Below are 18,982 nucleotides of genomic sequence, written 5' to 3'. Positions count from 1 at the left end.
ACCGCCTGTCCGATTTGCTCAGGCTGGGCCATCCATACTCATGAATACTAGGCGTTAGGGCCATTCTGGCCGAGGCGTACATGAAAGCTGTGAATGCATTCAAGCTATTTAAAGTGGTCTGGTATCGATGGCTCACGCCACAAAACCGTTATTGCTGTGTATGTGGGCAAACCAGCGGTGGATTCCTTCCGTACCGTGGTGGGTCTCGTTCCATGCCGAATGCAATGCGGGCACTGAAAACAGTCGGCAGCGATCTCGATGAGTTTGAGTGTCCTTGCTGTGGTGCACATGATCGGGAAAGACATTTGCTGTTATATCTTCGGGCCAGCGGGGTATGGGATGAATTCCGCAGCGCCGATATATTGCATTTCGCTCCAGAAAAGCGGTTGGCGAAGCTGGTCGGCAGTCAACAACCTCGGTTGTATGTGAAGGCTGATCTTCATCCCGGGGGCGATGACATCCATTGCATGGATCTACATTCGATTGCGGTCAAGGCGGAGTCATTCGATATTGTCATTGCCAACCATGTGCTTGAACACGTCGATGACGATCGATTGGCGATGCGTGAGATTTCTCGCGTGCTGCGCCCCGGAGGGTGCGCCATTGTGCAGACGCCGTATAGCAGGGTGTTGCAGCATACGTTCAGCGATCCAGGTATCAAGTTTACTGACGCACGCAGGGAAATCTATGGTCAGGAAGACCATGTGAGGTTGTTTGGGCGAGATATCTTTACGCGCTTGGTTGCGGCGGGAGCGCTGGAAAATCGAGTTAAGACGCACCAGGACTTGTTGGCTGATGTCGATTCACATCGCTATGGGGTTAATCCTGACGAGCCTTTCTTTCTATTCCGCAAACCGCTCTGATTAACGCAGATTGGGGACGCCATATCGCCACAACAACACGAGTTTGCGTGGTACAAGCGTAAATGCGGAAAAATATGAATGGTTTCCTGAACGCCAGTGAGTACGTTGCGCGCGCCTGAGCGCTCGAAGCTTTCCACGATCTCTCCACAGTCTCAGCAACGTGTTTGCGTACACGCGCTGGAAGAGTTTCAAGTCCCGGCGAAGGGCGGTGAGAATGAGTCCTTCAAATATGAGCGTCAACGAGTGCACGGGAAGCATAACCACGAGCGATGGCCATGGCGTGCACAGCATCAGGACGGCGGTTTTGTTGAATTCACTGAGTGCGCGGCGACGATAGGTTGAGTGCAGGCGTCCCCGGATGGGTTTGTTGCCGCCGAGGCTCTGCCCCTGGTGGTGTTTGTATCCACTTGCATTCGGCACCTGGACTGACAGGCCCCGACGGCGCGCCTCGCAGCACAGGTACATGTCCTCTGCGAGGGATACCATCCAGGCGGGGAATCCGCCGATGTCACACCACAGTGATCGCCGGATCCATAGGCACGCACCGGCGACCATCGCCACATCCAAACGTCTGGCACGCACATTGGGAACGGGGTTGTAGAACGGATCCAGTAGACATCCCCGGTCAACTAGTTCTCCACGATTCCAAGTGTACTGCGGAAGGCTCAGAATGCCGCACTCAGTATGAGTGCGAGCATGGTCAAGTAAGGTATGCAGTGCATCGGGGAAGAGTGCGGCATCATTGTTCAGCAGCAGAACGAACTCCCCTCTTGCCACCTCTACCATGCGATTGTTGGCGACGCAGAACCCGACGTTTTCCCGGCTGGCAATAACCTTAACGTCTGGATACCTGGCGAGGATATGCAGCGACTCATCGGTAGACGCGTCGTCGTGCACGATGATTTCAATGTCCGGTCCGTTTTGCTGCGCAAGTACCGAGTCGATACATTCGGTGAGCATGCGCTCACCGTTGTAGTTCGCGATGCAAATGGAACACACCGGCGTGTTTGTCATGCGTAGTGTTCCGAAAACCATGCCCAAGTTTGCGCGAGTCCGTCAGGCAGCGATGTGACGGGTGACCAGCCCAGACGCCTATGTGCTTCGTCGTTGCCAAGTACTACTCGAGAGACGTCAACCGAGTGGCTGGCAGTGATGTCTCGAATGACTTTTTTTCCCGCCACATACTCGATCTCTTCCAGCAATGCATCCAGGCGGATTCCGGTTGCGCTTGCAGCATGCATAAGCACGGGTGAATCGGTCGGGCGATGATCCAGGGCGAGCATGCAGAGGTCGACGAGATCCTCAATATACAGATAGTCGCGAACTGCGCCACCGTCTCCCCACACGGGAAATGCTTGATCTTTCATGAGTGCATAGAATGCAGCCGGAATGATTCCGAATCCCGGGCGGTAGGGCTGTCCGGGACCATAAACGTTCGATGGCCTGATGATGGTTACGGGCGCAGTGGTCTGATTGGCAAATGCACTGGCAAAGTGTTCCAAGGCGGCCTTGCCGGCGCTGTAGTAGGACTTCGGCTTGATGCACCGCTCTTCGTTAGCAATCCCCTCAGGGATATCGCCATACATTGCTCCACCCGTGGAGATATAGATCAAGTGGCAGTCTGGATGCTCCTGTAATGCATCGAGCATGGTCAGGAATGGGCGTATGTTTCCATCAAGTTCTTCGAGAGGGTGGCCTTCAGAGTTTCTGGGGGTCGTGGAACAGGCCATCCAGATGAAGGCATGGGCGTCAGCCAGGATATTGCGGTAATCGTCTACCGACAGTGGCTGCATCGCTGTTCGGCGCGGCTCCCCGTCGCGGTGGATACCGTCACGATCAATGAGCGTACGAGTGTATCCGCGATGACGAAGGCGCTCCGATACATGGGTTCCCATGAAACCGCGCGCACCACTGAGGATGACGTGAGGACTCACGTTGAGGACTTCTCCAGGAGGTGGCGGTAGATGGTGCAGAAATGCTTGGCTGTATCGTCCCATGTTCCCGGAGTCTCATGCACGTTTTTTCGCGCTTGAGCCCCCAGGCGATAAGTGGTTTCGTGACTCTCGGCACGTTGGACAGATAAGGCGAGTTGTTCGGGATTGTCCACGATGTAACCGGTATGTTTGTCATGGACTAGGCCTTCATGGGCTGGAAGTCGAGAAGCGATAATGGGGAGTCCGGCTGCCATGGCTTCGAGGATGACCTGGGGGCGACCTTCTGCATGGCGGCTCAACGTAATCAAGCCGGTAGCGCGCGGGAACCATCGGTTGCACAGGTCTTCGGGGCTCGCGGGACCGTGGTATCGGACCCAATCGGGCAAGTGGATGTTTTCCTGCATCGGGCCGATCAGATGAAGTTCCCTACTTTCTCGCGCAAACAGGGGAGCACACCATTCGAGTAGTGGTCCGAGTTTGGCTCGAGTCAGGCGGCTGACTACCAGCCATTCGTGCGGCTGTGCGGGACTTTTGCCCCGGTCAATCTCAAACCAGCGTGGATCGATTCCAAACGGAACGGGCTGGATGGTTGCAATGTCTCCGAAAGACTTTTCGAGTTCAGTTTGCATCCATCCCGCATTCGGGCAGATAGCAACGGCTCGACTGCGAAAAGCGCGCCGGAGCAATGCCTTCATACCTGGTATGCGGATGAACTGCATGTCTGACCCGAGCACGGTCACCACCACAGGCCGGCCATCCGATGGGACCGGAATGGCGCATTGCAACCAGTTGACATGGTATAGGTCGACGTCATCTCGACGATATGCAGCATACAAGTCACGTAGGAGGCGTATGGCCGCAATGAGTCCCCGTACGCGTTGGTTGCGCAACAGATGGGCAATGCCTCCCTGTTCCATCAGTGTGGCAAGGCGCATGTTTTCACGCGCGTTGGAATTTCGTTGCACGGGGCCAGCGCATGGGCCAGGTGGCGCCCATAACCGAAGATGAATGTCTTTGCGCCTCGCCAATGCTTCGGTCAAATGACGGATGAACACACCGCGCCAGTCCCCCGGGGTCGACGGAAAGGATGTGCTTGTCATCAGAACGCGCACAGGATTTCCGGATGATTTCGGGTCATGGCTTGAAGGCATGAATCTGCGAGGTTCGTCTTAGCAAGGATGAAGGATACGGTAACGCCGACCCTGGAAGGTTCGTCTGATACCTAAATAGGTTAGGCGCAAGGCCGTCTTCGCGACCGCAAGCATTGCCAGCCAAAGGGTGCGTGAACGCGAACAGGGGGAATGTGCGATCACGACCGGAATCCATTTTCGGAGAAGTTCCGGGTTGCGGGTGCGTATGCTTCGGAATGTGATCATGCGTAGGAAGTTGGCCAGGCCGGCGGTGAAATCTGCATCGCTGATACGGTTCCTCGGGACGCTCAGGATGGCTTCCCAGTAGAGGTCGCGCACGCGATCGTTGCTTCCGGCCAACATCGAGCCTGCAGCATTGACTCGATAAGCGGTCAGTGGTTCTCCAATCAGTGCCAGGTAGCCATGTCGGGCCTGCCAAAGGTGGATTCTGTAGTCAATCTGCGTGTTGCATTCGGACCAGGCTTGCTTGCCGGAGTGTCGGAATAGCACTGAACTGTTGTTGAGGAAATTTCCGTTTCGCAGCATTGAGGCCAGGTCGATTGTTCTATCGCGGATATCGTTGAACAGCCCCACGTGATTGCCTGCCTCATCGACTGTCAATGCATTGGTGTATACGGCTGCACAATCGGGGTGATGGCGAAGATAGGCAATCTGCTTTTCTAGTTTTCCCGGTAGCCAGTGGTCGTCGCCATCCAGGCGTGCGATGAAGTCACCATCCGCCCGTGCAATCAGGTCACGCATGTTTGCAAACGCCCCCATTCGGGGTGAGCGAAGAAGGTGCGTTACTTTTTCTGGGTGTTCGGCGGCGAACTTTGCCACGATATCGCTGGTTCCGTCTTCAGACGCATCGTCGCCGATTAGGATGCTGACGCTGGCATCCACGACCTGGTCGAGCACACTCTGGATGCATTCACTGATGTAACCACGCTGGTTACACGTGACAATGCAAATGGTGACTTTTACGGGCACGGATTTCATGCGTATGGCTCCCGCGTCATGGGCTTCGTTTGAGCGCGAGGATCATCAAGTCCCGTACACGGCGATAGGCTTGCAGCTTCAGAATGTGACTGGAACCCACATAAATCAGGAGGCCTGTGGCCATATCGAGGCCCAGGCGGATAGCAATGCCTATCCCGGATAGACGTTTGTCCACGATCCATACTGCAACGGCCATCGCAGTGCCAAGGGTTATGTAAGGAAGCAGGTCCAGGCACTGCCGGTACAGAGGGTAGCCCGCGAGCCGAGCAGAATAGACCGTGTTGAACACCAGTCCAATGATGGATGACGCCAATAGTGCCCACGCGATGGCCATCATGCCCCAGTGGCCGGCCAGCACAAGCACGGCGATGAGCAAGGATTTTTTCGCCACTTCAATGCGTAGCGCCAGTTTCGGATGCCCAGTCGCTAGCATGAGATTGATATTGCTGATATGCATGGGCCAGAGCAATCCGATACCGCACAACACTCGCAAGATGGGCACCGATGGCAGCCATTTGGCCCCGAACACCAAGTATACCAATGGGTGTGCCGTGACCAGTAGGCCAAGCATAACCGGGATGTTGATTGCCATCGCAGTCACCTGAGCCTGTTGCATGCGGATACGCAGACCCACTTGGTCTCCTGCATTGCGAGAGAGGATGGGCAAAACCAACCTGGCATACAGGTTGCCCAGCGTGAGTTGCGGAAAGTCCTTGATGCTCGCCGCCTGATTGAAATAGCCCAGATCGCGGGTAGATTGCATGCGGCCGATCAGTACGGTGTAGAAGCGAGCAGCAAAGGCGTCGAGCAGCGAGGCAAGGAGCACGAAGCCGCTGAAACTGAGCATTTCCCTCAGGCGCTGCATGGACATCGTGAGTGAGGGGCGCCATGGATGCATCCACCACAACAGCAGTGCGTTGAGTGTCGTATTGAGCACGATCTGGGTAGCAAGCGCCCAGACCCCCAAGCCGTGTAGTGCAAGCATGATCGCCACGCCGCCTGCGATCACCGTTGCAAACGTGGCAGCCAGCGTTTGTGTGCGGAAATCCATGGCACGAGCGAGCATTGCCCGTTGCACGGTAATGAAGCCGGTTAGCCATGTGTTTGCGGCCATGGCCCACATCAATGGAACGAGAACCGGTTCTCGGTAGAACGATGCGATTAGTGGCGCCAAAAGGGCAATGGCTACCGCGGCGGCAGTGGCGACGAGGAGATTGAACCAGAAAGCCGTACTTACCGTTACGTTATCGATTTTTTCGCGCTGGACCAACGCGGTACCGAGGCCGCTGTCAACCAGCACGTTAGCGAACGCCACGAACAGCATCATCACGGCCAAAAGTCCGAATGCCTGTGGCTGTAGAGTCCGAGCGAGGACGATGCCGAACACGAATTGGCTGCCCTGGCGAAACAGGGCGTCGGCGCCAGCCCAAATCGTGGCGCGCTGGGTCGTGCTCAGCGAGTCAGACACCTAAGCTCCTCGGTGGATATCGGCTTGACCAAGTCGGGCTACTGTCGCCGCGCGTACCCGAAAGGTCTCAATGTAGTCCTGGGCATCATGATATTGCAGTGGAGTGCAGGTGTGCGGCACGCAGTCGCCGAAGGCCACGTTTCCCATTCTGGACTGAGCAGGGTGTCGGGACTACGCATGCAGCCTTCTACGAATGTCCATGATGACTCGCTCGTTGATGGAGCCGGCGCCTTTGATGGTGGCATCAAGAATGGTTGGAATTCAATGGTTTGCAGGGTCGAGGAAGGGGGCAAGGGGGGTGTCCGACAGCTCCTGGACTATGGCTTCGGCAATATGAGGCGGAAGCTTGTACTGGAAGCGGTTTGAAGTATTGCGGAAGACTCCGTAGGGATCGCTATCGTCCTCGCTGGTTGAACGCGCAAGGAATCGCTTTGTCTGGTTCTTGAAGTCGATTTCACAGAAGGAAAAGAGGTTGCGGATGATGGGTTCCGGATCGAGAACGAGATCCTCATATCGGACCAGGCGAAACCGGTTCGGGTATTTTTCGGAAAGCCTCAAGAATAGTTCGGCAAGTTCTTTCCAACGCTCGAATCCATACCAGTTTTCCCCAAGACCTGCGTTCTTATGGGCTGCAAGACGCCATTCCCCATCCAGTGACCATGCAAGGTCGAACTCCCGGGGCGCCATCGACCAAGATGCAATCACATCTCGAGGGTCGCGAATGAGGCCCACATAACGGGCCCCGGGGATTGCATCCAGCAAGTGTTCAATGAGGTGATGAAAGCGTACTTCCTTGTATACGAGATGTGTGGTCGATGTCTTGGTGAATTGAGTCCCGCGACGAGCGAGGCGCGCAGCTCCGGTCTGTAGCACGAACTCGTCTCGCGTATGAAGCAAATCATCGAGCCATGAACGGACCTCAGCCGCATCCGAATCGACGTCAATCCGGTCGCGAAACGCATAGGCGAAGAGTGGTTGGTATCGATATGCGGTCTGTGGCGAACTGTTGAAAATTTCGCCGACCCAGCTTGTGCCCGAACGCGGTGCGCCGTGGATGCCGATGATTTGAATGTTCAAGCCAGTGCATTCCTCGCGCTTCCGACGATCAGTTCGAACCTGTTCAGATCCTCTCTTACACCCGCCACACCTTTATGCATCAGTTCATGGAGTATGGACAGGTGCTGCGGGCCGCTTTCCAGCTGAGCCGGGGAAGCGGTGGTCCGAAGAAACTTCAGTTCGATGCCGCTCGCTGCAAAATCTTCCGGGTCATAGAGATCCATGCCGCCGATAGGGTTGATATAGGTTGTAGCACCGACGGCTTTGCAAATATCGATGACCCTTGGCGTGCCGCTTCCACGATGTCCAGCGGTCATCTGAGATGACCGCTGGAACCGGCAGCATATGCCCATCATGTGCGCCAAGTGAATGGCGGCATGGACGTTGAAGTTAGAGATGTTGGGGGAGGGGTACCTGAGAAGGTGCGCGACAACGTCGTACATTTCTCGACCATGGCTGGTGTGCGAGTAGTTCATCCAGATGGTGCGAAGCAGGCGCTCCAGGGTTGCTTCATCGGTACGGTATTCGCGTTCATGAATCGAAAGATGACTGCGATCCCTCTTGATGGGCAAGGTGAACCAGGCTGCGCGATTGCCGATGCGCAGCCGGTTCCGATTTACCCATCCGGACTTGATGTATTTGACATCGTCGTAGAAAACGAAGATGTCCACCGCATGCATCAACTGGAAGTAGCCGATGTAGGGGAACAAGTACGGTTGCATGATCGCCGCGATCATCAAGACATCCGGGACATTGTGCGGAATACATCTGTGATGAGTTTGATGCTGCCTTCGGGAAGGTTCATGCCGTTGGGGAGCACGATCACGCGTTGGGCCACCGCCTCGGTGGACGGCAGCGCCAATCCGGCGTTCGGGAAGAGGTCGTGATAGGGCTTCATGTTATGGCACCCTGGCCAGAAATATTTTCGTGCCAGGACATTTTCGGCCTGCAGAGCAGCCACAAGGACATCGCGACTGCATGCGAAGTCGTCGTCGACTTCGGCCACGACATAGTGGTAGTTCGGTTCGTTGGCCGGGTCATGCGACAGTACGGTTATGCCATTGATGCCTGAAAGAGCTTCGGCATATGTTGTATAGGCGCGGCGATTCGCTTCGACAAAAGCTGGAAAATTTGCCAAGTTGACCAGCCCCATGGCGGCATTGATCTCCGGCATCTTGCCGTTGGTGCCGGGGTGGATCACATCGTCATAGCCGGCAAAGCCGAAATTGCGCATGAGACGCATCTTTTCGGCCAGTTTGCCGTCGTTGGTTACAACGGCGCCGCCTTCGAAAGTGTTGAATACCTTGGTGGCGTGGAAACTGAAGACTTCACATGCGCCGAAGTTTCCAATGCTGCGATCTTGGTAGCTGCAGCCGAAGGCATGTGCGGCATCGAACATGAGCTGGAGGCCGTATTCATCGGCGAGCGCCTGCAAGGAGGTGGCCGGTGCGGGGCGGCCCCACAGGTGCACACCGATAATGCCACTGGTGCGTGGCGTGATCATGCGGCGCACGGCGTCTGGGTCGAGGTTGTGCGTGGTTGGGTCGATGTCTGCGAAGACCGGCGTGATGCCTTGCCAGTGCAGGGCATGTGCCGTGGCAATGAAGGTCCAGGATGGAACGATGACTTCGCCTTTCAGACCGAGTGCGCGGATAGCGATTTCGAGCGCTACCGTGCCATTGCACATGGCCACGCAGTGGCCCACTCCGAGCATGTCTGCGATGCGGCCTTCCAGTTGTCTCACCAGTGGGCCGTTGTTGGTGAGCCAGCAGTCGCCCAAGATTTTTCTGGTCATCGCCAGAAAGTTTTCATGATCGCCGATGTTGGGTCGGCCGACATGCAGTGGTTGATCGAATGCTGGCGGAGCGCCATTGATCGCTAGATCCTTCGCACTGTGGACGCGCTTGATGCTCATGGTCTCCCCGAGCGGGCCACGGTTCTAGGCAGTGTTGGACGAAGTATCGTCTTAGTGTGTGCAACGATGCGTTCGACATCACCATCGCTCAGCGCCGGAGACAACGGAAGGCTTGCGGTCTTGCGACCCACGCGCATTGCCTCCGGCCATTGCTCGGGCTTCCAGCCGAAACGTTCGCGGTAGTAGGTGTGCTCGGGTACGGAAAGGTAATGTACTCCGGTGCCGATTCCGCTTCCGTGCATGGCTTCGATGAACGCATTGCGCCCTATGCCGCCGCACGATTCGTCAATCAGCATGGTGAACAGGTGCAGGGCATGGCGTGTGCCCGGCTCGAAGCCCGCAGGGAGTTGCACGGGTAGGTCAACGAAGGTTTCCATGTAATGCTGCCAAATACGTTCGCGCTGCGTGCGGTTCGCTTCGGCGCGGGCAAGCTGGTGGATACCCAGCGCCGCCTGCATGTCCATCATGTTGTACTTGAAGCCTGCTTCGACTACCTGATAGTGGCGGTAACCGGTATCGCTGTAACGGTGCCAAGCGTCCTTGCTCATGCCGTGCAGGGCAAGGATGCGTGCGCGGGCGATGTGAGTTTCGTCGCGGCCAACGATCATGCCGCCTTCACCGGTGACTACGTTCTTGGTGGCGTAGAAACTGAAACAGCCGAAGTCGCCGAAGGTGCCCATTTTGCGGCCATGGTATTCGGCTTCGATCGCGTGGGCGCAGTCCTCGATCACTATCAGATCGTATTTGCGGGCAATGGCCATGATTGCGGCCATGTCACAAGGCCTTCCGGCAAAATGTACTGGCAGAATGGCACGTGTGCGTGGGGTGATCGCATCCTCAATTGCAGCCGGATCGATGTTCATCGTTACCGGATCGATGTCGGCTAGAATCGGTGTCAGACCGGCGTGGATGATCGCGTTGATCGTGGCGCAGAAGGTTAGTGGTGTGGTGATGACCTCGCTGCCTGGATCCAAACCTGCGGCGATCATGCTCACATGTAGCGCGGCGGTGCAGGAATTGACCGCCGCGACCTGCTGCTCGCCCACTCCCTTGTAGCTTGCAAAGTCGCGTTCAAATTGCGCCACGCGCGGCCCGGTACCTAGCCACCCCGAGCGCAAGCAGGTTTCGACTTCGGCGATTTCTTCTTCACCGATCAGCGGAGCACCGAACACCAGGTACGGTTCGCTGGCTTCTGCAAATGGTTTGTCCGTTTCATCGATGTTCATGGGAGCGACTTTCTGCTGGGATGTCACGGTTGACTCTGTTCGTGTGAGGTCTCTGTGCAGGATGCCTCATTGCAGCGGGCGCTGGATAGCCGTTGATGCAGATTTGCAATGCTGTCATCCAGCTCACCCCCGATATTCATGTGCTTGAGAGCATTGATTTGTTGCTCGGCTTCAGACAACTTGTTCAGAACCAGGTACATACGCACCAGGGTGATGCGGTAAGCAGGTTCGCTCGGGTCTGCATTGACGGCGTGCTGCGTCAGTTTCAGACCCTCAGCGTGATTGCCCAGTACGTTCCAGGTGTAGTCGCCGTAGGAAGCCCAGAGGCGTGCATCAGTGTCGGGGTAGGATACGGCGGCCTGAAAGGCTTGCTGCATCCGATGGGCCGGTAGCGAGCACAATCCATTGCGAGCACATTGGGTCAATGCGGCCAGTGAGCTTTCATCCTGTACGCCCGGTTTCCGGCGTTTCAGGGTGGCGATCAGGCTGTCCCACCATTCGACCTTGACCGGACGATGCATGCGTGCGTTGAAGAAAATCAGCGCCTGTTGCGGAAGAATCGAGGAATCGGGAAGTTTGGACGCGCGCTCAAGCGGCGCGTAGACCAGGGGTGTGTAGGGTGAGTCCGGCTCGTAATGCGAAGCGATGATGTAGCCGCGACCCAGTTCGTACTGCGCGCGAGGTGAATTCGGTGCGCGTGCGGCCAGTTCCCGCGCTAGGCGCATCGAGTCGCCCCAAGCGTATGCAGTGCTGGCGGTGAGCACAGTCCAGGTCAGCAGAGCAGCGCCAAGTACGCCCCATCGAACGCGCGCAAGGCGGGCCGATGACGGTACCGCGAAAAGCGGCACCAGAGCGAGCATCAGGCCGAAACTGGCGAAATAGTTGCGGTGTTCGTAGATGAGTTCCAGGGGAATGATTGTAGCTGTCAGTACATGACAGCCGAGGTAAAGCGCGATGCCTAGAGCGAATAGCGGATGAGTGCGACGAAACTTAAACACAGCCAGGACAAGAGCGAGCAGCACGAGGATGCTGGCCAGTGTGGTCCAGGGATGAAACAAGCTCGTGGAGACTTGGAAGTTGTCGTGATAGAAGCTCAGCCAATGTGGTAAGGCAAGTAGCGTCCAGGCGATATAGCCGACTACGATGCGCGCTTCGCTAAGCAGGCGGGTTTGTAAGTCGAAGTCTCGTGCGGCCCAGCTTGCCTGAGAGAGTACACCTGGATACAGCCAGATCAGGCCGACTATCATCGGCACTACCAACACCAGTGCGAATAGGGCCAGCACACTGCGGTCCGTACGGTTTTGGCAGGATGTTTCCGTGTTGCCGTGCGAGGTATCCAGTCTGTCAGCGCGTTGTGGCGGCATGCGGAAGCCGAATACGATCCATTCGATCAGGAAGGCATACAGCGGCAGCATTACCGCCGTTTCCTTTGCGGTCAGTCCGGCGGCGGTAGCCAGGACCAGGCTGGTGGCGCTTAGCAATAGGCCGCTATGGCGTGTGCGTGGGGAGCCGGATATCGAAAGCATGCGTCTGCGCCCGGTGATGTAGCCGAGCAGGCCGGCAAGAACGAAAATGTTGGCCAGGCTTTCCATGCGCTGCACAACGTACAGCACGCCGGTCAGGTTGATCGGCAACAACATCCACGCCGCGGCGATACATGCGGCCACAACACCTATGTACTTTGTTTCTGTTGGCGTGGGTGATTGAGCCGGGTCCGTGACTGATTTACGCGTTTGGGTCAGCAGCACTCTTGCCACAAGGAAGGCTAGGATGCCGTTGAGCAGGTGGATGAAAAGGTTCGTGAGCTTCCAGCTGAATGGGTTTAGGCCGCTGAAGTAATAATTGGCGGCGAAGGTTAGAGAGGCCAGCGGACGCTTGAAGATGCTGGATGGCGAGGACAGCGCTGCGTGCGTCAGGCTGGCCAAGTCGATGCGTGTCAGATGTACGCCGGGGTTCTGGACAATGTTGGGGTAATCGTCGAACAGCCAGCTACCCCACAGGCCGGTCTGATAGACAAATAGAGTCAGTGCCAATGCGGCCAGCATTAGCCACTGGCCTGGGCGTTCTGGTTTCGTCCGAGAAGTCATTCGGCGCAGCCTATGATGCAGTCCTGATACTGCGCAAGCAGATCAGTTGGCCTATTTACTTGCCAGATGGCGACTTGTTGGTGCTGACCGCGGGCGTCGCTTTTATCGTATCTCCGGGATCCGTTAGCGCTTTATGCTTCATGGCTTCGATTTGCCGGATGTTCTTCGCGTTGATGGCGCGATCATCCACCAGTAGACGACGCAGCAGCGGCAGGTGCTTGTAGTTGGTGTCGCGCAAGGTTGCGATGGCTTGATCGTATAGGCCGGCGCTGATCAGGTACTTGGCTTGCAGGCGTGGAATTTCAGCATCCGGATCGGCCTTGTAGGTCAAGTCCAGTTCGTGGATGGCCATGTCCAGCTTGCCCTTGCTGACAGCCCAAAAGTGCTTTTGGTAGTGAAGAAAGCCGGCAGCGATGCCGTAGCGCGCATAAGCCGGATTGGACAACAGTGTATTGGTTAAGCGCAACCAGTTCTTCGGGTTCATCGCCGGGCAGCGTCCTTCGAATGCCAGTTTGCGCAGGGTTTCCATATTGTCGACACCGCCGCGGTCGAACGGGGCGACTTTGAGGGTGGCGTCGAGCCGGTTAACGTCTTCGGGTGTCAGGGTGCCCATCCTGCACTGCAGGTATGCACGGTTTTCGGCTAGCATCGAGTCGTGCGGATGTCGTTTCGTGGCCGTGTTGATAACCTTGAGTGCTTGCTCCAGTTGGCCGTGCTTGAGCAGGCGGTCGGCCAAGTAGGTCTGGGCACGTATGGAATCAGGTTGCGCATTGGCCCAGGTCAGGGCCAAGCGGTCTGGAGACGCGTACACGTGTGCGCTGAGGGCGGTGGTGATGCCGCAGGCGATCAGCCACAAGCTGGCCAGTCCCATCGCCAGACTCCGGCGCGCATCGGGCTGCATACGCGCAACAGCTAATGCAAGTGCCAGCACAATGCCGGCCAGCGGCAAGTAGTTACGGTGCTCGAAATACAGTTCCAGCATGATGCTGGAACTTTCCAGCAGTTGTCCGCCGAGGTACCAGAACACGGCCAGTGCGAACAGAGGCCAGCGCTTCCGGCGTACAAAGGCAGCGACGGTTAGCCCTGCAACCACGACCAGTGAGGGAAGTGTGGACCACGGTGTCAGCAGTCCTGTCGAGAAGCGGTAACCATCGTGGTAGAGCCCGTAAATGCCGAAACGCGGCAAGAATATCTTGCCCAGATAGTCAAGCACGATGCGCGGTTCAGTCAGCAAGCGTTCGCCGATGCTGAAGGGGCGGATGCTGGCCAGATCCCATTGCTTCGGAATCATCCACACCAGGTACGCCAGCACGAATGCAAGAATGGGCCATATCAGTATCCGCCGGCACCACTTGAGTACGCCCGGTAGCCGCTGGACGTATTCGCGTAGCACCGTGGTATCGAGTACTAGCGCATACAATGGCAGCAGAATGCCATTCTCTTTGCTCAGGCATGCCGGTACCAGACATACGCCGAGGCCGAGTATCATCCAGCCTCCGCGCTGTCTGGACGAAAGCGCTTCGTTCAGCAATCCACGCATGTAGGCGTGTAGTCCCAGTAGCACGAACACCGCCATCAGCAATGTCATGCGTTGCACTACCAGCAGTACGCCGGCCAGTTGGATCGGATTGATCAGCCAGATGGCCGTAGCCAGTGTGGCCGGGATCCAGATCTGAGGTTCATGTGTACTGTCGCGACCGAGCCAGGCGCGCGCCACGCGCAGTACCAGCAGATAGACCAGCACCCCGCAGAGCAGGTGGATGCCCAGATTCACCAGGTGGAAGGGGAAGCTGTGGCCTGGCCAGGAGGACTTCTGCAGCAGGAAGCTGAGCATCGCAAGCGGCCGGCCGGGGAAATTGCGCGGTTGCGAGAGGTAGATGCCCAAGTCACGCCAATTCTCGATGTGCGTGATGCTCGACAGTGCGCTCAGGTTGGGTAAGTCGTCGAACAGGAACGGTCCGTGCAAGGACGGCCAGTACAGCAACGCAGTCACGAGCAACGCCACGATCAGCGCTGGGAGTTGGTATTTCATCAGGGTGTGTTCGCTTCGAGCGGAACCAGCGTGCACTATGCCTGAATTCAACGTTGCATTCCTGCGGAACACATCGCGGCATCCGCGAGCAATGTCCATTGTGCGAGAGACGTCTGTCCCGCGGTTCAAGAGTGGGTCTGTGGCAGGCAGGGGGCGGGTTGCGCCGATGCATCAACGGTGCAGTCGTTGTTGGCGATAGTCGTGCTTGCATCAGGCTTTTTTGAAAGCTGATCGAGGCAGGCGAGTCGCACAATCCTTGTGTGGGCGATGCAGGTTGGGGGGGTATTTGGAGGCAGCTATGCCCTAGCCGCCTGCCGGGATGAGGGTGTCAGATTTTTTAGTGAGACGGAAGGCGTCAGCGCATCGCATGACTGGATGCTTGCACAAGAGGCAACAAGCGCCTCTCGGAAGAACAGCTTGAGAGAGTCGCTCACCGGAGTCTGTGGTCATGGATCGGTGGTCCTGTTTTCGCAAATCAGTTGCCGTTGCAGGCTCGTGGCTTGTATTTGATAGGTATGCCGCTCGCGTTATTCATGTCGCAGATCCAAGAGAAATTGCCGCCATTGTTCTTGCCGGTGAGGATGACGGTTTTGCCGGCCAGTTGGGTCGCGACAGATCCGAGTGGCTTGAACTTGATGCGGATGGTGCAGCCGGTGGTCTTGTTGCCACCGGTTGTGACAGAAGCGACATACTTGCCGATAAAACTGCCCGGCGGAGAGATGCCGCCTGCGGCGGTCCCGGCAGCAGTATTGTCCGGGCAAGTGCCGCTCTGGTTGAAGTGGTCGACGACCGGTGTCTTCAGGCCATCAGCGATGGTCTGCGACTCGGAGAACTCCGATTTAGTCACATAGTTCTGGTACTGCGGGATGGCGATGGCTGCCAGGATGGCGATGATCGCCACCACGATCATCAGCTCAATCAGGGTAAAACCCGCTCCCCGTTTCCTTGTTTTCCCATTCAAGACACTGTTCCCCATGACATTGGACTCCAAGTGTGACTTGTCACCGAAAAAGCCAGCAAGGGATGTGCCATCAGCTGTTTTGGATGTGTGTCGGGGCAAAAAAAGAAGCCCCTCGAACACGAGGGGCTTCCATGTGAGCTGTCGACTTCGTATGTAATACGGGTCGCAGCGGGTCTGTACGATCAGTTGCCGTTGCAGACCTGTGGCTTGCCCTTCTCAGGGGTTGCCGTTGCAGACCTGAGGCTTGTACTTCGAAGCGATGCCGCTGGCATCGCCAGCGTCGCAGATCCAGGAGAAGGTGCCACCATTGTTCTTGCCGGTGAAAACAACGCTGTTGCCAAGCAGCGGGGTGGAAACCGAACCCGCAGTGGACTTGAATGCTACGGTAATGGTGCAGCCAGATGCGGCGGCGCCGCCGGTGGTGGCGCTTGCGACATACTTACCAGCAAAGCTGCCTGGCAGGGAGATGCCGCCCGAAGTGGCCGCTGCCGTATTGTCCGGGCACTGGCCGGTCTGGTTGAAGTACTCCACGATCGGCGTCTTCAGGCCGTCGGCGACGGTCTGCGTCTCGGAGAACTGCGACTTGGTGATGTAGTTCTGGTACTGCGGAATGGCGATGGCCGCCAGGATGGCGATGATCGCGACCACGATCATCAGTTCGATGAGGGTAAAGCCCTTTTGCGTCTTCATGGTGATTCCTCTGTTTAGCTAGCTATGAATCTTGTGATGCCCCTGAGCTCCGGTCCCGAATCCCCCTAGGCGGGATCGGCCCGCACCACTGTCAGGAATGACCAGAAAGCTCACGTGAAACGCAGCATGAAACATGCCACGCTCCCCGCACCCCTATTGCCTCATGGTTGCAGGCCGGTTGATTGTGCCCGCGGTCACGAATTGCCACAAGCGCTTGTGAAGCATTGTGCGAGGCTTGCATCAGATTGCTTATTTTCTACGCAAAGCGTGACGCTTTGCGGCATAGACTGACAAAAAACGTCACATTCAGTGTGACGCAGCAGTGCAGGTAATGGATGGCTAAATCGGCCGATGCAAGGCAGAACAAAATCACTTCGCGGCGCGAAGTAAAGCAAAGGGTCTAGTTCGAATGGTGGGCGAGTGCTCAGGAGAAGTCCTGCGTGCTTGCACGCCGGCGGTTCGCGGCTTACCGTTCGGAGCCAGTCTTCCCGGGGATCTTCCGAACATGATCAAGCAAGCGTTTTTGGCGCTGTCGCTGTGTGCTGTCTGTTTCCAGGCCTCGGCCGCCGACAGCAAGAGCGACAAGCATCCGTTCAACGTGCGTGACCTGGTGATGCTCAAGCGCGTCAGCGATCCGCATCTTTCGCCGGATGGCAATACGGTGGCGTTCTCGATCCGCCGTACCGATTACGACGCGAACAAGGGGCGTCATGCCATCGATGTTCTCGATCTCCGCTCGAGAAATGCCAAGCCGCACCGCCTGGTCGATAACGCGTCCAGTCCGCGCTGGTCGCGGGACGGAAGCCGTATCTTCTTCCTTTCCTCGCGCTCGGGCAGCAGCCAGCTGTGGTGGGTCTCGGCCCGGGGCGGAGCGCCGGTGCAGGCGACGCACTACCCGCTCGACGTCACCACCTTCAAGCTGTCGCCCGATGGCGTGCATGTGGCCCTGACCATGGATGCCTTCACCGATTGCGCCACGCTGGCCTGCACGCGTCAGCGTCTGGACGCGCGCGCGGCGGACAAGGCGAGCGGCACGCTGTACAAGAAATTGTTCGTGCGGCATTGGGACACCTGGTCCGATGGCCGCCGTTCGCAGCTGTATGTGGCAGAGCTCGGTGCGGGCGGCAAGGTGGCCGGAGAACCGGTGCACGTCAGCCGCGGCATCGATGGCGACATTCCGTCCAAGCCGTTCGGCGACGACGGCGAGTACAGCTTCTCGCCGCAGGGTGACTGGGTGTACTTCGACGTCCGCATCGCCGGGCGCACCGAGCCGTGGTCGACCAACTTCGACATCTACCGCGTGCCGACCAGCGGCTCGGCAGCGCCGAAGAATCTGACGGCGTCGAACAAGGCCTGGGATGCCTGGCCGGTGCCGTCGCCGGATGGCCGCAGTCTGTTCTATCTGGCGCAGAAGACGCCCGGCTTCGAATCCGACCGGTTCGCGATCATGAAAATGGATCTGGCCACGGGCAAGACCCGCGAGCTGGATGAAGGCTGGGACCGCTCGCCGGGAAGCCTGTCGATTTCGCACGATGGCAAGACCCTCTACGCCACGGCCGACGATGAGGGACAGCACCCGCTGTTCGCCATCGACGCCGAGGACGGTGGTGTCGACAAAGTGGTCGGTGACGGACACGTGGCCGGCTACGACGTCGCTCTCGCCGTCGACCGCATCGTGTTGGTGCGCGACAGCCTGACCGCGCCGGGCGATCTGTATACCGCGCACACCGACGGTGGCGATCTCGAGCAGGTCACGCACGTCAACGCCGCGGCGCTGGCCAAGGTCAGCATGGGCCAGCCGCGCTGGTTCACCTTCAAGGGCTGGAACGACGAACGAGTGCAGGGCTATGTCGTGACGCCGGCCGACTTCGACAGCGACAAGACCTATCCGGTGGCGTTCATCATCCATGGCGGCCCGCAGGGTGCGATGACCAACAGCTGGAGCTATCGCTGGAATCCGCAGACGTACGCGGGCCAGGGTTTCGCCGTGGTCACCGTCAACTTCCACGGCTCCACGGGCTACGGTCAGGACTTCACCGATTCGATCTCGGGCGACTGGGGCGGCAAGCCGCTGGACGACCTGAAGGCCGGCTGGAAGTACGCGCTGGACAAGTACGATTTCCTCGACGGCGACCGCGCCTGTGCACTGGGCGCCAGCTACGGCGGCTACATGGTCTACTGGATGGCCGGCGTGTGGAACAAGCCGTGGAAGTGCTTCGTCGACCACGACGGCGTGTTCGATGCGCGGATGATGTACTACGCCACGGACGAGCTGTGGTTCGAGGAGCGCGAGAACGGCGGTATGCAGTTCCGGGTGCCGCAGAACTACGAGAAGTTCAATCCCATCGACCACGTGAAGGATTGGCGCGTGCCGATGCTGGTCGTGCATTCGGCGCACGATTATCGCATTCCGTTGACGCAGGGGCTGGGCGCGTTCACAGCCTTGCAGCGTCAGGGCATTCCGAGCGAATTCCTGACCTTCCCGGACGAGAACCACTGGGTGCTGAAGCCGCATAACAGCGTGCAGTGGCACGACACGGTCAATGCCTGGCTCAAGCGCTGGACGCCGGCCACGGACAAGCCGAAGAAGAAAAGTTTTCTCCGCAGCCTGATGTAACGAG

At 57.7% G+C, this 18,982-nt stretch carries 15 protein-coding genes; 2 read left to right on the top strand and 13 right to left on the bottom strand.

Annotation, left to right across the window (positions count from 1 at the left end; genetic code table 11):
- The first annotated feature begins 80 nt into the window (after nt 1-80).
- Nucleotides 81-863, top strand: a complete 783-nt coding sequence (locus tag BTJ49_RS01610; RefSeq protein WP_113063607.1) for a class I SAM-dependent methyltransferase — start codon at nt 81-83, stop codon at nt 861-863.
- On the opposite strand, the gene BTJ49_RS01605 is transcribed toward BTJ49_RS01610, so the two are convergent.
- From BTJ49_RS01605 to BTJ49_RS01545, 13 genes are all read right to left on the bottom strand, one after another.
- Nucleotides 864-1,877, bottom strand: a complete 1,014-nt coding sequence (locus tag BTJ49_RS01605) for a glycosyltransferase (RefSeq protein WP_240601685.1) — start codon at nt 1,875-1,877, stop codon at nt 864-866.
- The gene (locus BTJ49_RS01600) at nt 1,874-2,797 is read right to left on the bottom strand and encodes an NAD-dependent epimerase/dehydratase family protein (protein ID WP_168184628.1); all 924 of its coding nucleotides are present in this window, start codon (nt 2,795-2,797) and stop codon (nt 1,874-1,876) included. The genes BTJ49_RS01605 and BTJ49_RS01600 overlap by 4 nt, the downstream gene beginning before the upstream one ends.
- Nucleotides 2,794-3,516 (bottom strand): glycosyltransferase family 4 protein, encoded by a 723-nt coding sequence (locus BTJ49_RS15905; protein WP_240601684.1) that lies wholly within the window; start codon nt 3,514-3,516, stop codon nt 2,794-2,796. The genes BTJ49_RS01600 and BTJ49_RS15905 overlap by 4 nt, the downstream gene beginning before the upstream one ends.
- A 450-nt stretch (nt 3,517-3,966) precedes the next feature.
- Entirely contained in the window at nt 3,967-4,926 is a 960-nt protein-coding gene (locus BTJ49_RS01590) for a glycosyltransferase family 2 protein (protein ID WP_113063603.1), read from the bottom strand.
- 16 nt (nt 4,927-4,942) lie between these two features.
- The gene (locus tag BTJ49_RS01585) at nt 4,943-6,394 is read right to left on the bottom strand and encodes a lipopolysaccharide biosynthesis protein (protein WP_113063602.1); all 1,452 of its coding nucleotides are present in this window, start codon (nt 6,392-6,394) and stop codon (nt 4,943-4,945) included.
- Between the two features lie 261 nt (nt 6,395-6,655).
- Entirely contained in the window at nt 6,656-7,471 is an 816-nt protein-coding gene (locus BTJ49_RS01580; protein WP_113063601.1) for a sulfotransferase, read from the bottom strand.
- Nucleotides 7,468-8,187 (bottom strand): WbqC family protein, encoded by a 720-nt coding sequence (locus BTJ49_RS01575; RefSeq protein WP_113063600.1) that lies wholly within the window; start codon nt 8,185-8,187, stop codon nt 7,468-7,470. The genes BTJ49_RS01580 and BTJ49_RS01575 overlap by 4 nt, the downstream gene beginning before the upstream one ends.
- Nucleotides 8,187-9,365, bottom strand: a complete 1,179-nt coding sequence (locus BTJ49_RS01570) for a DegT/DnrJ/EryC1/StrS family aminotransferase (RefSeq protein ID WP_113063599.1) — start codon at nt 9,363-9,365, stop codon at nt 8,187-8,189. Before BTJ49_RS01570 ends, BTJ49_RS01575 begins: the two co-directional genes overlap by 1 nt.
- Nucleotides 9,362-10,591 carry a DegT/DnrJ/EryC1/StrS family aminotransferase gene (locus BTJ49_RS01565; RefSeq protein WP_113063598.1) on the bottom strand — a complete coding sequence of 410 codons (1,230 nt, stop codon included), beginning with the start codon at nt 10,589-10,591 and terminating at the stop codon, nt 9,362-9,364. Before BTJ49_RS01565 ends, BTJ49_RS01570 begins: the two co-directional genes overlap by 4 nt.
- A 23-nt stretch (nt 10,592-10,614) precedes the next feature.
- On the bottom strand, nt 10,615-12,636 hold the full coding sequence (locus tag BTJ49_RS01560) for a hypothetical protein (RefSeq protein WP_240601683.1): 2,022 nt from the start codon (nt 12,634-12,636) through the stop codon (nt 10,615-10,617).
- Between the two features lie 97 nt (nt 12,637-12,733).
- Nucleotides 12,734-14,710, bottom strand: coding sequence for a hypothetical protein (locus BTJ49_RS01555; protein ID WP_113063597.1), 1,977 nt, complete (start codon nt 14,708-14,710; stop codon nt 12,734-12,736).
- Nucleotides 14,711-15,185: 475 nt separating this feature from the next.
- Nucleotides 15,186-15,791, bottom strand: a complete 606-nt coding sequence (locus BTJ49_RS16075; RefSeq protein WP_304598389.1) for a pilin — start codon at nt 15,789-15,791, stop codon at nt 15,186-15,188.
- Nucleotides 15,792-15,887: 96 nt separating this feature from the next.
- Nucleotides 15,888-16,361 (bottom strand): pilin, encoded by a 474-nt coding sequence (locus BTJ49_RS01545; protein ID WP_113063595.1) that lies wholly within the window; start codon nt 16,359-16,361, stop codon nt 15,888-15,890.
- A gap of 613 nt (nt 16,362-16,974) precedes the next feature.
- Here BTJ49_RS01545 and BTJ49_RS01540 point away from each other — a divergent pair.
- Nucleotides 16,975-18,978, top strand: a complete 2,004-nt coding sequence (locus BTJ49_RS01540; protein WP_240601714.1) for a S9 family peptidase — start codon at nt 16,975-16,977, stop codon at nt 18,976-18,978.
- Nucleotides 18,979-18,982 lie beyond the last annotated feature (4 nt).

The sequence above is a fragment of the Oleiagrimonas sp. MCCC 1A03011 genome (assembly GCF_003267965.1).
Lineage (GTDB): Bacteria > Pseudomonadota > Gammaproteobacteria > Xanthomonadales > Rhodanobacteraceae > Oleiagrimonas > Oleiagrimonas citrea.
This window is presented reverse-complemented; position numbering and strand designations above follow the sequence as displayed.

Excerpts from the sequence above, each read along its gene's own strand:
- BTJ49_RS01610 (WP_113063607.1), top strand. The coding sequence starts at position 81 with ATGAAAGCTGTGAATGCATTCAAGCTATTTAAAGTGGTCTGGTATCGA.
- BTJ49_RS01605 (WP_240601685.1), bottom strand. The coding sequence starts at position 1,877 with ATGACAAACACGCCGGTGTGTTCCATTTGCATCGCGAACTACAACGGT.
- BTJ49_RS15905 (WP_240601684.1), bottom strand. The coding sequence starts at position 3,516 with ATGCAGTTCATCCGCATACCAGGTATGAAGGCATTGCTCCGGCGCGCT.
- BTJ49_RS01590 (WP_113063603.1), bottom strand. The coding sequence starts at position 4,926 with ATGAAATCCGTGCCCGTAAAAGTCACCATTTGCATTGTCACGTGTAAC.
- BTJ49_RS01575 (WP_113063600.1), bottom strand. The coding sequence starts at position 8,187 with ATGATCGCGGCGATCATGCAACCGTACTTGTTCCCCTACATCGGCTAC.
- BTJ49_RS01570 (WP_113063599.1), bottom strand. The coding sequence starts at position 9,365 with ATGAGCATCAAGCGCGTCCACAGTGCGAAGGATCTAGCGATCAATGGC.
- BTJ49_RS01565 (WP_113063598.1), bottom strand. The coding sequence starts at position 10,591 with ATGAACATCGATGAAACGGACAAACCATTTGCAGAAGCCAGCGAACCG.
- BTJ49_RS01560 (WP_240601683.1), bottom strand. The coding sequence starts at position 12,636 with ATGCTGGCCGCATTGGCACTGACTCTATTTGTCTATCAGACCGGCCTG.
- BTJ49_RS01555 (WP_113063597.1), bottom strand. The coding sequence starts at position 14,710 with ATGAAATACCAACTCCCAGCGCTGATCGTGGCGTTGCTCGTGACTGCG.
- BTJ49_RS01545 (WP_113063595.1), bottom strand. The coding sequence starts at position 16,361 with ATGAAGACGCAAAAGGGCTTTACCCTCATCGAACTGATGATCGTGGTC.
- BTJ49_RS01540 (WP_240601714.1), top strand. The coding sequence starts at position 16,975 with ATGCTCAAGCGCGTCAGCGATCCGCATCTTTCGCCGGATGGCAATACG.